Consider the following 13,480-nt stretch of genomic DNA (forward strand, 5'->3'; position numbering starts at 1 on the left):
GCGGCGGGCTCTTCGAGTGCGCGGGCGTGCGCTGCGCCACTCCGTCAGGGGGTGGGCGCGGCCGCTGTTTCCTCGTCCGGCGCGGTCACGCTGCCGATCGTCTCCACACGGTCGCGGTTGAGCCGCTGCGAAATGACGGTCGTGATGCCGTCGCCCCGCATCGACACTCCGTAGAGAGCGTCGGCCACCTCCATCGTCGGCTTCTGGTGGGTGATCACGATCAGCTGAGACTTCTCCCGCAGTTGTTCGAACAAGCCGATCAAGCGCCGAAGGTTGGTGTCGTCGAGTGCGGCCTCCACCTCGTCCATGACGTAGAACGGGGACGGTCGGGCGCGGAAGATCGCCACCAGCATGGCCACGGCAGTCAGGGACTTCTCGCCACCCGAGAGCAGCGACAACCTCTTGACCTTCTTGCCAGGCGGACGTGCCTCGACCTCGATTCCGGTCGTGAGCATGTCTCCGGGCTCGGTCAGGATCAAACGTCCCTCGCCTCCCGGAAACAGCTTTGCAAAGACCTGCGTGAACTCCCGCTCGACGTCGAGCCAGGCATCGGTGAAGACCTGCAGGATGCGCTCGTCGACGTCCGCGACGACGTCCAGCAGATCCTTCCGAGCCGATTTCACGTCCTCCAACTGGGTGGACAGGAAGTTGTAGCGCTCCTCCAGTGCGGCGAACTCCTCCAGTGCGAGGGGGTTCACCTTGCCGAGAGTCGCCAGGTCACGTTCGGCTCGCTTCGCTCGCTTCTCCTGAGTGAGGCGGTCGAACCGCATCGGGGCCGGTGCGACCACTTGCTCACCGCGTTCCTTCGCGGCTTCGTACTCGGACATCTCCAGCTCGGTCGGCGCGAGCGCGACATCGGGTCCGTACTCGGCGACCAGATCGTCCAGGCCGATTCCGTGCTGCTCGAGAATCGTCGACTCCAGCTGTTCGATGCGAAGCGCCGCCTGCGCACGCGCCACCTCGTCACGGTGAACGGCGTCCGTGATGGACGCCAACTGGCCCTGCAGTGCACGGACCTGTTCTTTGACGCGTTCGAGTTCTGCCGTGGTGTTGGCGCGCTGTTCGGCCAGTTCGTCCCGGCGGGCTGCGGCGGCTGAGACGACATCGGCGAGTCGGGTCGCCACCCGCTCCCCTGCCGTGGCAACCGATTCCGCGACGGCAGCGGCGTGACGTCGAGCGATCATCTCCCGTTCCGCACGGGCCCGAGTCTCGCGCTCGGCCCGCGCCGCGCGACGCAAGGAATCGGCCTTTCCGCGTAGTGACTGAGCTCGTTCCTCGGCGGTGCGTACGTTCAGCCGTGCCTCCACCTCGACCGATCGCACCTCGGCCAGCGCTGCAGCTGCTGCCTCGCGCGCGTAGGTGGAGTCCTCCGAGTCGGGAGCGTCGGACGATTCCGACTGCTCGTCCTCGGCAAGACGGAGACGTTCCTCGAGCTCGGCGAGTGCCTGCAGCGCGTCCTCGCGACCGCTCTCGGCCTTGGCTCGCTGATCGGACAACCGCGCGGACTCCGCGTGCGCCGATCTCGCCAGCTGGCCCAACCGGCCGAGTTGTTCGTAGACCGCGGACATCGCCGCGTCGGATTCGTTCAACGCCGCCAGTGCCTGCTCGGCGGACTCACGCCGATCGGACTGCTCTGCCAGTGCACCCGACAGCGCTGCTTCCAGTTCGGCGGATCGACGTTCCGCTGCGGCGAGTTCGACGGTCGACGTGTCGATCGCTGCCTGCACTTCCAGCGTGCTCGGTCTACGGTCGGATCCGCCCGACACCCAGCCGGAGTCGATGTAATCGCCCGCAGTGGTCACGGCGCGGACACCGGACACGGTGCCCATGACCGACTGCGCGTCGTCGAACGACGAGACGATCACGACGTCCCCGAGCAGCGACTGCATGGCCGACGCCAGCGGCTCGGGGTAGTCGACCACGTCCAGTGCCCACCGCGCACCGTCGGGCAGGACCCCCGGCTTCGGGCGCTCGGCCGAACCCGATTCGAAGACCAGCACGGCGCGACCGCCGTCGGCTTCGTGCAATGCACGGACCGCGTCGCGAGCGACCTCGTACGAGTCGGCGAACACTGCGTCGGCGGCGGGCCCCATCGCCACGGCGACGGCCACGTCGAACCCGTCTTCGACGGTGATGCGCTCGGCCAGTAGCCCTGCAACGCCGGCCTGGCCGCGAGAGGTGAGCCAGCCCGCGCCGTCCTTGCGCTCGAGCCCCATGGTCAGAGCTTCGATGCGAGCCTGGTACGACGCCACTTTCTTGCCTGCGACACGGTCCTCGTTCTGCAATTCCGTGACACGAGCGTCTGCGCTGCGCAGCGCGGCGACGGCGCGCTCGTAGTGCGTGTCGAGGCTCAGCTCACTCGCGTCGAGACCGGAGATCTGGTCCTGGACGCTTTCGAATTCTTCCTGTGCCCGGTCACCTCGTTCGCGTGCCTCGTCGATCGCGACGGAGAGCCGGGCGACTTCGGCGTCGATGGATTCCGCCTTCGTTCGGAAAGTGTCGACCTGGCCCGACAACCGCGCGAACCCCTCACGACGGTCGGCGACGGCACGAACGGCCGCCATGTGTGCTCGTTCGGCCTCCGCGGCGGCGGACTCGCGCTCGGCCAGTTGATCGCGTGCCACTTCGAGATTTTCACGAGCGATCTCGACGGCCTCGACGAGCTCGAGCTCCTCCTCCGCCACGCGGTCGGCCTGTTGCTCGAGTTCGTCGGGATCCTGACCGCGGCCTCCTGACGGAGCCGAGTCGAGATGGCGGGCGCGCTCCTTCGCGATCCTGATGGTCGCGTTGACGCGCTCGGACAGCGCAGACAGCTGAAACCAGGTCTGCCCGGCAGCCTCGGCGCTCGGCGTGAGTCTCGCTACCGACTGTTCCAGTTCACCGAGCGCGACGTTGCCTGCTTCCAGGGTGTCCTGGACGGCTGCGTACTGTTCCCGCGCGGCGGCTTCGTCCTGCGTCTGGTTGGCGAATTCCTCACGGCGGGCGACCAGATCGTCCGCCGCGAGCCGCAGCCGCGCGTCGCGCAGGTCGGCTTGCACGGTCTGGGCTCGTCGGGCGACCTCGGCTTGTCTGCCGAGCGGTTTGAGCTGACGCCGCAGCTCGGCCGTCAGGTCCGTCAACCGCGCGAGGTTGGCCTGCATGGCATCGAGTTTGCGTACGGCCTTTTCCTTGCGCTTTCGATGCTTGAGGACACCAGCGGCTTCCTCGATGAACGCACGTCGGTCCTCGGGACGCGATTCCAGGATCGCCGCCAGACGACCCTGTCCGACGATGACGTGCATTTCACGTCCGATACCCGAGTCGCTCAGCAGCTCCTGTACGTCCATGAGGCGGCACGAGTTGCCGTTGATCTCGTACTCACCGGCACCGTCGCGGAACATGCGCCGCGTGATGGAGACCTCGGTGTAGTCGATGGGAAGTGCGCCGTCGGAATTGTCGATGGTCAACGTCACCTCGGCACGACCGAGCGGTGCGCGCCCGGATGTGCCGGCGAAGATGACGTCTTCCATCTTTCCGCCGCGTAGTGCTTTGGCGCCCTGCTCGCCCATGACCCAGGTCAACGCGTCGACGACGTTGGACTTACCCGACCCGTTGGGTCCGACCACGCAGGTGATTCCCGGTTCGAATCGAAGAGTCGTCGCCGAAGCGAAGGACTTGAAGCCCTTCAGCGTCAGACTCTTGAGATGCATGGCGTTTGACAGTACCGGGTCGCACCGACGCGCGGGCACACGCACATCGCGTCACACGCGCGTCGGATCACCCCGGCGCGTCAGCGTTCGACGAAACCGATGATTCCGCCCCGGGGCGGGTCCCAGCTCTCGACGACGAGCGAGACCGACCCGGGCGTCGCGCCGCCGCGGAGAAGTGCCAGCAAGCTCTCCAGCCGGTCTCTCGGGCCTTCCGCGACCACCAGGACGCGGCCGTCGGACTGGTTGGTCGCCGATCCGATCAATCCCAGCTCGAGTGCGCGAGATCGCGTCCACCATCGAAATCCGACGCCTTGCACGTGTCCATGTACCCAAGCCGTCAATCGCTGGTCCGTCACGGCGTCAGCTTTCGCACGGATCCGTCGAAGCTCGTTGCGTACAAAGAATTGTCGTCCCAGCCCGGTCCACCGAACTCCACCGAGGACGTGAGCGGCACACCTGTGCCGACCACGCACGACGAACCCGTGGCGGGATCGACACGCAGAACGCGTCCGGCGAGATTCTGAGCCAGGTAGATCATGCCGTCGGGCCCGACGGTCATGTCGTCCGATGCAGTGAACGGACCGAACCCGTCGACGGGCAGGATTCTCGCCGGGCCGGCTGGATCGTCGACGTCGAGTGCGGTGATGCGCAACGACGGTTCGAACGTGTCGGCCACGTACAGCGCGTCTGCGTCCACCGCGATGCCGTTGGCGGTGCCGAGGTCGGTGCGGACGACCGACGGCACGTGCGGTGAGGCCGACGGAACGACGGTCAGACCTGTCGTGAGTCCGAGGTTGCGCGTGGTGAACAAAGTTCCGTCGTCCGTCCGTGCGAGACCGTTGGGCATCACGAGACCGGCGGCGTACGTGGAACGGACCCCCGACGACAGGTCCAGCATGTCCACGGTGCCGTCCGGCGTGTCGAAAAGACCTGCTGCGGTGCCGTTTCCGGTCGTGAAGTACAGCACCGAGCCATCGACGACCAATCCCCCGGGCGACGTCACGTCGTCCACGGCGACGGACCTGAGGCCGTCCTGCGAGAGCGCCTGGATCCGCCCGGGACCGAGAGGGGACGTCTCGGACAGGTACATCGTGCCGTTCTCGCCGAACGCGAGGTTCTCGAGCATGCCGTAGCCGGTGGCCACGGTACTGACCGACCACTCCGTGCACGCAGGCGCTGCGCTCGCGGCGGGAGCGGTCACCAGCAGTCCTGCGGCCAGCGTGCCTGCTACTACCGCAGCCCCGACCGTCGTGTCAGGCGTCCACACGTCAGTGGTCGATCTCGATGGCGAGACCGACCGTGGTGCCGGCCTTCAGGGTGCGACCGACGGTGCACACCTTGTCGATTGCGCGTTCGACGACGGTCAGGAGGCGTTGCTGAGCCTCCGGATCCAGTTCGCTCAGGTCGACCTTCAGGATCTCGCTCAGCTCCGGATACAGCTCGTTCTCGCGGTCGGCGGCACCGGATACCTCGACGGTGGCGTCGTAATTGTCGCCCAGTCTGCGGGACAGCGGCAGATCCGAGCTCATTCCGGTGCAGGCCGCGAGTGCAATTTTTAGCAGTTCGCCCGGCGTGAACACGCCGTCGACCGACTCCGATCCGATCAGAACCTCGGCACCGCGTGAACTCTTGCCGGTGTATCGGCGGGTTCCGGTGCGTTCGACCCAGAGTGAAGTAGGAGTGCTCGTCTCAGCCATGAGAGCCGATTGTAGGGGCCTAGCTCACCGGTCGGGTCGTGCGCGGTCGAGGTTGGCACTTGGGGCAGCTGTACGAGCTGCGGTTCATGAACTTCTCACGACGGATGGGGCTTCCGCACCGTGAGCACGGCAAGCCTTCCTGCCCGTACGCGTCGAGGGAGCGATCGAAGTATCCCGATTCGCCGTTGACGTTCACGTACAGGGCGTCGAACGACGTTCCGCCCTGCGCCAACGCTTCGCCCATCACGGCGTGCGCTGCAGTCAACAACCGACGCAACGCCGGCCTGCTCAAGGTCTCGGCGATACGGTTTCCGTGAATCTTGGCCCGCCACAATGCTTCGTCCGCGTAGATGTTTCCGACACCGGACAGAACGGTCTGATCGAGGAGCGCTCGCTTGATCTCGGTGTGTTTGCCTCGCAGGACGTTCACGACCGACTCCGCGTCGAACAGCGGATCGACCGGATCCCGGGCGATGTGCGCGACCGGTTCGGGAACGATGGTCCCGTCGACATCCGTCAGTGGTGCAATTGCCCAACCCCCGAACGTGCGCTGGTCGACGAAACGGAGATCTGCCCCGTTGTCCAGGCGTGCGCGGATGCGAAGGTGCTTCTCGTCCGGCACCGTCGGTGGCTGTACGAGCATCTGACCGCTCATTCCGAGGTGCACGACGACGGCGATGTCGCATGGTTCGAGAGGAAGCCACAGATACTTGCCACGACGCTCGGCGGCCGCGATGCGACGTCCGCGCAGCTGTCCGACGAAATCCCGTGACCCGGGGAGGTGCCTGCGGATCGCGCGTGGGTGCAGCACGTCGACCGATTCGATCGTGGAGCCGACCACGTGCGCGGCCAATCCGAGTCGGACTACCTCGACCTCGGGAAGCTCAGGCATTCACGTCGGGGTCGGTGTCGACGGACAGTGCATTCCAGGCAGTGCTGGCCGCCTTCTGCTCCGCTTCTTTCTTGTTGCGGCCGACACCGACACCGAGTGCACGGCCACCGACCAGAACGGTGGCGGTGAATTCCTTGTCGTGATCGGGGCCGGTCGACGAGATCTCGTACGCAGGTACCCCGAGCGACTGTTCTGCCGTCAGCTCCTGCAGGCTCGTCTTCCAGTCGAGTCCGGCACCCAGTCGCGGTGCCCGCTCGAGCAACTCCGCGAAGAGTCGGAGAACGACTTCCCGCGCGGTGTCGATACCGTGCTGAAGGTGAATAGCACCCAGTAGCGATTCCATGCCGTCGGCCAGAATGCTCGCCTTGTCTCGGCCGCCGGTCTGCTCCTCGCCCTTGCCGAGCAGGAGGTGTGCGCCGAGACCGCCGTCGCCGAGGCCGCGCGCGACCTCGGCGAGTGCATGCATGTTGACCACGCTCGCTCGGATCTTCGCGAGCTCACCTTCGGACTTCGCCGGGTGAGCCAGGTACAGCCGCTCGGTGATGGTCAGGCCGAGGACGGAATCTCCGAGGAATTCGAGTCGTTCGTTGGTGGGCAGACCTCCCCGTTCGTACGCATACGAACGGTGTGTCAGTGCCAAGGTGAGGAGTGATTCCTCCAGAACAACGCCGAGAGCGGCGAGGAGTGACCCATGGTCGTCCTCGCCGCTACCGGCTGTTGCACTCTTCTTCGTAGCTGAGCTACGTACAGCTGGGCTGCTTTTGTCGATCACAGCGCGTCCGATCCCGAGAAAGATCAGACTGCTGCTGCGACCTGGCGGCCCTTGTAGGTGCCGCAGGACGGGCACGCAATGTGGGGCAGGGTCTTCTCGCCGCAACCACGGTTGGGGCAGGTGACGAGGGTAGGCGCAGTGGTCTTCCACTGTGCACGACGCGACCTCGTGTTGGAACGCGACATCTTGCGCTTCGGGACAGCCACTTACTTCTCCTCGACTTCGTTGTTCACAAGTTCTGTGCTCGGTTCTGAATCCACGCCAAATTTGGCTGCAAGACCAGCCCAGCGAGGATCAAGTATGTCATGACTGTGGCCGGATTCCGCAATCGCCAGGCGAACGCCGCATTCGGGGCACAATCCCTCGCAGTCCTCGCGGCAGACGGGGTGCAGCGGAAGCTCCAGCCCGACGGAATCCACGATGACCGGTTCGAGGTCGATCCGATCGTCGAGAACGCGGTGAATCTCGTCCTCGTCGGTCGTTTCTTCCGTGACGCTGTCCGGATAGGCGAACAGCTCGGTGAGGTACAGATCCACCGAACCGGTGACCGGCTCCAGACAGCGGGTGCATTCGCCTGCAGTGTCGGCGCGGACGGTGCCGGTCACCAGCACGCCCTCGGACACTGCTTCGAGCCTCAGATCGAGTTCGACGGGAGTATCGGCTTCGATTGCGATTGCATCGAGTCCGATTCGGGTCGGCGCGGCCACCGTGCGCTGGATCTCCTTCATCGACCCCGGCCGACGGCCGAGGTTGTCGATATCCAGAGCGAAACCCGAGCCCGCGGAGGAACTGGGGGTACTGCGACGGGTAGACACAACGATTCTTTCTTCTCGAAAACATGGGAACGACATCACGACAAGTCGTCACCTACTCCCGTCGAGACGGGAGCGGGCAACCACTCAACGATACGCACGCACGCATATGTGGGCAAACTCGGGGGCGATCACGCCCCGACCGAAGTCCGATTCAGGCCCGATTCAGGCCCGATTCAGCGGCGTGGTCGACGAAAGTCGTCCGCCGTATCGGATCCGTAATCGGGGACCCCGGATCCGGTACGCAGTTGCTGACGACCGCGCCCGACGGATCGGATGGTGCCGGTGAGGAACTCCTCGAATTCCGCCAGCTTCGTGTCGACGTACACGTCGCATTCGCTGCGCATGCGGTCGGACTCGGCGTGGGCGCTGTCTATCACCCGTGCGGACTCGGCGTGCGCAGCCTGCACCACCTCTGTCTGTGCGACGAGTCGTGCCTGCTCCTCGGTCCCGTCGGCGACGGACCGATCGTAGGAGGCCTGGCCGGCCTCGATCATGCGATCAGCCTCCGACCGTGCCCTGCTCGTGAGGGCGTCGTATTCCTGCTGTCCCTGCTCGACGGTACGTTCGGCAGAGTCGGTGGCGTCGTCGACGAGCTGTTCCGCGTGCGCCTTCGCTTCGGCGACCATGCGATCGGCCTGAGCTTTGGCGTCGGCGAGAATGCGGTCGGCAGAGTCGCGAGCATTCTCGACCGTGTCCTGCGCCTCGTTGTTCGCGGACGTGACGGTCTTCTCCGCCGTCGCCCGCGCGTCGCCGACCAACTTGTCCTTGTGGTCGAGAACATCCTGGGCGTCGTCGAGTTCTCCGGGAATGGAGTCGCGAACGTCGTCGAGAAGTTCCAGCACATCGCCACGAGGTACGACGCAGCCGGCAGTCATGGGAACTCCGCGCGCCTCCTCGACGATGGCAACGAGTTCGTCGAGTGCCTCGAATACGCGGTACACCGCCCACCCCAATCGTCTAGGTACTTCTAGGTACTGGCCGTGGTCGGTCCAGTGACTGCCAGTTTGCCTGGTGATCGCCACGTCTGCGAAACACCGACGTCGGTGTGTCGCTCGATGTGGGCGGCGCGGCCGCACGTGGCGGCCGCCGTGCTCACTCGGCCGCGCGCTCCGCGATCCTGGCCAGCAATCGTGTGTGCACGTGCTCGGGCACCATGTCCGCGACGTCACCGCCGAACGTCGCCACCTCCTTGACCAACGAGCTCGACAAGAAGCTGTACGTCGGGTTGGCCGGGATGAACAGCGTGTCGACACCCGAGAGCTTCTGGTTCATCTGAGCCATCTGCAGTTCGTAGTCGAAATCGTTCGCTCCGCGCAGTCCTTTCACGATCGCGGTGTACCCCTGCTCCTTGGCGTAGTCCACCAGCAATCCGTACCACGACGAGATCCGTACGTTGTCCAGATGCGCTGTCGCTTCGGCGATCATCTCGATGCGCTCGTCCACCGTGAAGAGTCCACGCTTGCTCTTGTTGATCATCACGGTCACCACGATCTCGTCGAACTGCGCTGCAGCTCTTGTGATGACGTCGAGGTGACCGTTGGTCACCGGGTCGAAGGATCCAGGGCACACCGCTCCAGTCATGGCTGCACGCTATCACCGGCGGGTTCGTCGTCCGTGGTGGCGATCTCGATGCGCGTCTCGCCGTATTTCTTGACCTTCTCCGGCAGCAACCCAGGGGGCCACACGGTTTCGGCCGAGCGACTCGATCGCTCGAGGACGACGACGGCGTCGTGTGCCAGCCATCCTCCCTCCACGAGGGCTTCGAGCATGTGTCCGACGGCGGCGTCGGTCACCGCGTAGGGCGGGTCGGCCAGCACCAGATCGAACGCGGTGTCCGCCGACCCTGCCAACACCGACGCGACCGGCGCACAGCGGACCGATGCCCCGGCGATTCCCACCGCTGCGGCGTTCTCACGGGCCACTGCCGCGGCACGCGCGTCGGACTCGACCAGCACCACTTTGTCGGCCCCGCGGGAGAGCGCTTCGAGTCCGAGCGCTCCGGATCCGGCGAACAGGTCGAGCACCGAGGCGCCCTCGAGATCCATTCGGGCACCCAGTGAACTGAACACCGCCTCGCGCACTCGCTCCGATGTGGGGCGAGTGCCGCGAGGCGGCACCTTCAGCTTCCGGCCTCCCGCGATGCCTGCGACGATCCGAGTCATCCACGGGAGTTTACTCATCCGGCGTTCACGGCTAGTCCGCCGAATCACCGCCGATGACGATGAGTAGGTCGCCGCCTTCGACCTGCTGGACACCACCGATCGCGAGCCGCGAGACGACACCGGCCTTGGGAGCGGTGATCGCCGCTTCCATCTTCATGGCCTCGATCGTGGCGACGACGTCGCCTGCTGAAACGTTGTCGCCCTCGGACACCGACAGCGTCACCACTCCGGCGAACGGTGCGGGCACGTGACCCGAGTTGGCTTTGTCCGCCTTCTCGACCGACGGAACGTCCGAGCTGATCGAGCGGTCGCGGACCGACACGGGCCGCAACTGTCCGTTCAGAATGCACATCACCGTGCGCATTCCGCGCTCGTCGGCGTCGGATATCGCTTCGAGACCGATGAGCAGCTCCACGCCCTTCTCGAGCTTGACTCGGTGCTCCTCGCCCTGGCGCAGACCGTAGAAGAACTGATTGGCGGACAATCTGGAAGTGTCGCCGTACTTCTCGCGGTGCGCAGCAAGCTCGGCGGTCGGACCGGGAAACAGCAAGCGGTTGAGCGTGTCTCGGCGCTGCGCCGAGGTTCCGTCCAACGCCTTCTCGTCCTCGGCCGAGACGGGGGTTTCCTCCTTGGGCTCCGACCGTCCCTCCAATGCCTTGGTCCGCAAGGGCTCCGGCCAACCACCGGCAGGTGTGCCGAGCTCGCCGCGCAGGAAGCCGACGACCGAGTCGGGGACGTCGTACTTGCGCGGATTCTCCGCGAACTCCTCCGCCGAAGCGCCCGCGCCGACCAGAGCGAGCGCCAGGTCGCCGACGACCTTCGACGACGGGGTGACCTTGACCAGACGGCCCAGCATCCGGTCCGCCGCAGCGTAATTCGCCTCGACGGTCTCGAACCGGTCGCCGAGACCCAGCGCGATCGCCTGCTGACGGAGGTTGGACAGCTGGCCTCCTGGGATCTCGTGGGTGTACACACGGCCGGTGGGCGCCGGGAGTCCGGACTCGAACGGCGCGTAGACCTTTCGCAGCGCTTCCCAGTAGGGTTCGAGATCGCACACTGCTTGCAGATCGAGGCCGGTGTCGTACTCGGAATGTGCCGCGGCAGCGACGATCGCGGACAGCGCGGGCTGACTCGTCGTACCTGCCATCGCGGCGCTGGCACCGTCGACCGCGTCGGCTCCTGCTTCCCACGCCGCGAGATACGTCGCCAGCTGACCACCAGGGGTGTCGTGCGTGTGCACGTGCACCGGCAGATCGAAGTTGGACCGCAGCGCCGTCACCAGAGTCTTCGCTGCCGGGGCTCGCAGCAGACCAGCCATGTCCTTGATGGCGAGCACGTGCGCACCGGCGTCGACGATCTGCTCCGCGAGCTTCAGGTAGTAGTCCAGCGTGTAGAGCGACTCGTTCGGATTCGACAGATCACCGGTGTAGCTCAGCGCCACTTCCGCTACGGCCGTTCCGGTTTCACGGACGGCGTCGATGGCGGGACGCATCTGATCGACGTTGTTGAGCGCATCGAAGATCCGGAAGATGTCGATACCGGTGTCGGTGGCCTCGGCCACGAACGAACGCGTCACCTTCTCCGGGTACGGGGTGTACCCGACGGTGTTCCGCCCGCGTAGCAACATCTGCAGCGCGATGTTCGGTACCGCTTCGCGCAGCGCTGCGAGCCGCTCCCACGGATCCTCGTGCAGGAACCGCAGCGCCACATCGTATGTCGCTCCGCCCCACGCCTCGATGGACAGCAGTTCCGGGGTGGTGCGTGCCACGTAGGGCGCCACCATCAACAGACCCGACGTGCGCACGCGAGTGGCGAGCAGCGACTGGTGCGCGTCACGGAACGTCGTGTCGGTGACGCCGACGGCCTTGCGGTTACGCAGGTCCCGGGCGAAGCCCTCGGGTCCGAGCTCGAGGAGACGCTGGCGGCTGCCGTCGGGAATCGGTGCCGAGAAATCGACCTCGGGCAGCTTGTCCTGGGGGTAGACCGTGGAGGGCCGCTCTCCGTGCGGCTTGTTGACCGTCACGTCGGCGAGGTACGTCAGGATCTTGGTACCGCGGTCACCGGATGTGCGGGCGGTCAACAGCTCCGGGCGTTCCTCGATGAACGAGGTCGTCACCCGTCCGGCCGTGAAGTCCGGGTCGACGAGCACGGCCTGCAGGAACGGGATGTTGGTCGCGACGCCGCGGATACGGAATTCGGCGACGGCCCGACGCGCACGCGCGACGGCAGTGTCGAAATCGCGTCCTCGACAGGTGAGCTTGACGAGCATCGAGTCGAAGTAGGCACCTACCTCGGCACCGAGGGTGGTGCCGCCGTCCAAGCGAACACCCGCGCCGCCCGGTGTGCGGTAGGCGGTGATGCGGCCGGTGTCGGGGCGGAATCCGTTGGCTGGGTCTTCGGTGGTGATGCGGCACTGCAGCGCGGCGCCGCGCAACGCGATGTTGTCCTGGCTCAGGCCCAGATCGGCCAGGGTCTCCCCCGACGCGATTCGGAGCTGGGACTGTACGAGGTCGACGTCGGTCACTTCTTCGGTGACCGTGTGCTCGACCTGGATTCGCGGGTTCATCTCGATGAAGACGTGGTTACCGCGGGTGTCGAGCAGGAACTCCACCGTTCCCGCGCAGGAGTACCCGATCTCTTTCGCGAAGGCGACGGCATCCGCGCAGATCTTCTCTCGAACACCGTCGGGCAGGTTGGGCGCGGGAGCGAGCTCGATGACTTTCTGGTGACGACGCTGCAGGCTGCAGTCGCGCTCGAAGAGGTGGACCACGTTGCCCTGGCCGTCGGCGAGGATTTGCACCTCGATGTGGCGCGGATCGATGACGGCCTGCTCGAGGAAGACAGTGGGGTCGCCGAAGGCGGATTCGGCCTCACGAGCAGCGGCCTCGATCGACTCACGCAACTGAGCAGGCTCGGCGACGCGGCGCATTCCGCGGCCACCACCACCGGCGACTGCCTTGACGAACACCGGAAACGTCATCGATTCCGACGCCGCGACCAACTCGTCGACGTCGCTCGACGGCTCCGACGACGCCAGCACCGGCAGGCCTGCACGTTTGGCGGCCGCGATGGCCCGTGCCTTGTTGCCCGTCAGCTCCAGCACCTCGGACGACGGACCGACGAACGTGATGCCCGCCTCGGCACATGCGGCCGCCAGATCCGGATTCTCCGAGAGAAAGCCGTAGCCGGGGTACACCGCGTCGGCGCCGGAGCGTTTGGCGGCAGCGACGATTTCGTCGACGGACAGGTACGCGCGAACGGGGTGACCCTTCTCGCCTATCTCGTATGCCTCGTCGGCCTTCGTCCGATGAACCGAGTTACGGTCCTCGAACGGGAAGACGGCCACGGTAGCGGCACCCAACTCGTACGACGCGCGGAACGCACGGATGGCGATCTCACCGCGATTGGCAACCAACACTTTGGAGAACATTGGCCAAACCTACCGCCGAAGAT

Annotated in this window: 12 protein-coding genes; all 12 read right to left on the reverse strand. The window is 65.8% G+C overall.

Going from position 1 to position 13,480, the window contains the following annotated elements; all coding sequences use genetic code 11:
- Positions 1-44: 44 nt before the first annotated feature.
- The 12 genes from smc to CH290_RS13690 all read right to left on the reverse strand — a co-directional run bounded on the left by smc (position 45) and on the right by CH290_RS13690 (position 13,457).
- Positions 45-3,689: a chromosome segregation protein SMC gene (smc, locus tag CH290_RS13635; protein ID WP_094620651.1), complete on the reverse strand. Its 3,645-nt coding sequence runs from the start codon at positions 3,687-3,689 to the stop codon at positions 45-47.
- Positions 3,690-3,769: 80 nt separating this feature from the next.
- The gene (locus CH290_RS13640) at positions 3,770-4,045 is read right to left on the reverse strand and encodes an acylphosphatase (RefSeq protein WP_019664273.1); all 276 of its coding nucleotides are present in this window, start codon (positions 4,043-4,045) and stop codon (positions 3,770-3,772) included.
- Positions 4,042-4,956, reverse strand: a complete 915-nt coding sequence (locus tag CH290_RS13645; RefSeq protein WP_019664274.1) for an SMP-30/gluconolactonase/LRE family protein — start codon at positions 4,954-4,956, stop codon at positions 4,042-4,044. The genes CH290_RS13640 and CH290_RS13645 overlap by 4 nt, the downstream gene beginning before the upstream one ends.
- Before the next feature lies 1 nt (position 4,957).
- On the reverse strand, positions 4,958-5,386 hold the full coding sequence (locus CH290_RS13650) for an OsmC family protein (protein ID WP_033189928.1): 429 nt from the start codon (positions 5,384-5,386) through the stop codon (positions 4,958-4,960).
- A gap of 19 nt (positions 5,387-5,405) precedes the next feature.
- Positions 5,406-6,278, reverse strand: a complete 873-nt coding sequence (gene mutM, locus CH290_RS13655; RefSeq protein WP_020110323.1) for a bifunctional DNA-formamidopyrimidine glycosylase/DNA-(apurinic or apyrimidinic site) lyase — start codon at positions 6,276-6,278, stop codon at positions 5,406-5,408.
- Positions 6,271-7,050, reverse strand: coding sequence for a ribonuclease III (rnc, locus tag CH290_RS13660; protein ID WP_033189929.1), 780 nt, complete (start codon positions 7,048-7,050; stop codon positions 6,271-6,273). Before rnc ends, mutM begins: the two co-directional genes overlap by 8 nt.
- A 23-nt stretch (positions 7,051-7,073) precedes the next feature.
- On the reverse strand, positions 7,074-7,256 hold the full coding sequence (gene rpmF, locus CH290_RS13665; RefSeq protein ID WP_080733022.1) for a 50S ribosomal protein L32: 183 nt from the start codon (positions 7,254-7,256) through the stop codon (positions 7,074-7,076).
- Positions 7,257-7,901 carry a YceD family protein gene (locus tag CH290_RS13670; RefSeq protein ID WP_179275209.1) on the reverse strand — a complete coding sequence of 215 codons (645 nt, stop codon included), beginning with the start codon at positions 7,899-7,901 and terminating at the stop codon, positions 7,257-7,259.
- Positions 7,902-8,038: 137 nt separating this feature from the next.
- Positions 8,039-8,806, reverse strand: a complete 768-nt coding sequence (locus tag CH290_RS13675; RefSeq protein WP_019664279.1) for a DivIVA domain-containing protein — start codon at positions 8,804-8,806, stop codon at positions 8,039-8,041.
- Between the two features lie 151 nt (positions 8,807-8,957).
- Positions 8,958-9,446: a pantetheine-phosphate adenylyltransferase gene (gene coaD / locus CH290_RS13680; RefSeq protein WP_033189930.1), complete on the reverse strand. Its 489-nt coding sequence runs from the start codon at positions 9,444-9,446 to the stop codon at positions 8,958-8,960.
- Positions 9,443-10,027, reverse strand: a complete 585-nt coding sequence (rsmD, locus tag CH290_RS13685; protein WP_051104844.1) for a 16S rRNA (guanine(966)-N(2))-methyltransferase RsmD — start codon at positions 10,025-10,027, stop codon at positions 9,443-9,445. Before rsmD ends, coaD begins: the two co-directional genes overlap by 4 nt.
- Before the next feature lie 31 nt (positions 10,028-10,058).
- Positions 10,059-13,457: a pyruvate carboxylase gene (locus tag CH290_RS13690; protein WP_033189931.1), complete on the reverse strand. Its 3,399-nt coding sequence runs from the start codon at positions 13,455-13,457 to the stop codon at positions 10,059-10,061.
- Positions 13,458-13,480: the final 23 nt, after the last annotated feature.

It is taken from the genome of Rhodococcus sp. 06-156-4, from assembly GCF_002259345.1.
Taxonomy (GTDB): domain Bacteria; phylum Actinomycetota; class Actinomycetes; order Mycobacteriales; family Mycobacteriaceae; genus Rhodococcoides; species Rhodococcoides fascians_E.

Bases quoted from the DNA above. Each gene is read 5' to 3' on its own strand.
- mutM (WP_020110323.1), bottom strand. From the start codon at position 6,278: ATGCCTGAGCTTCCCGAGGTCGAGGTAGTCCGACTCGGATTGGCCGCG.
- CH290_RS13670 (WP_179275209.1), bottom strand. From the start codon at position 7,901: ATGTCGTTCCCATGTTTTCGAGAAGAAAGAATCGTTGTGTCTACCCGT.
- smc (WP_094620651.1), bottom strand. From the start codon at position 3,689: ATGCATCTCAAGAGTCTGACGCTGAAGGGCTTCAAGTCCTTCGCTTCG.
- rsmD (WP_051104844.1), bottom strand. From the start codon at position 10,027: ATGACTCGGATCGTCGCAGGCATCGCGGGAGGCCGGAAGCTGAAGGTG.
- CH290_RS13650 (WP_033189928.1), bottom strand. From the start codon at position 5,386: ATGGCTGAGACGAGCACTCCTACTTCACTCTGGGTCGAACGCACCGGA.
- coaD (WP_033189930.1), bottom strand. From the start codon at position 9,446: ATGACTGGAGCGGTGTGCCCTGGATCCTTCGACCCGGTGACCAACGGT.
- CH290_RS13690 (WP_033189931.1), bottom strand. From the start codon at position 13,457: ATGTTCTCCAAAGTGTTGGTTGCCAATCGCGGTGAGATCGCCATCCGT.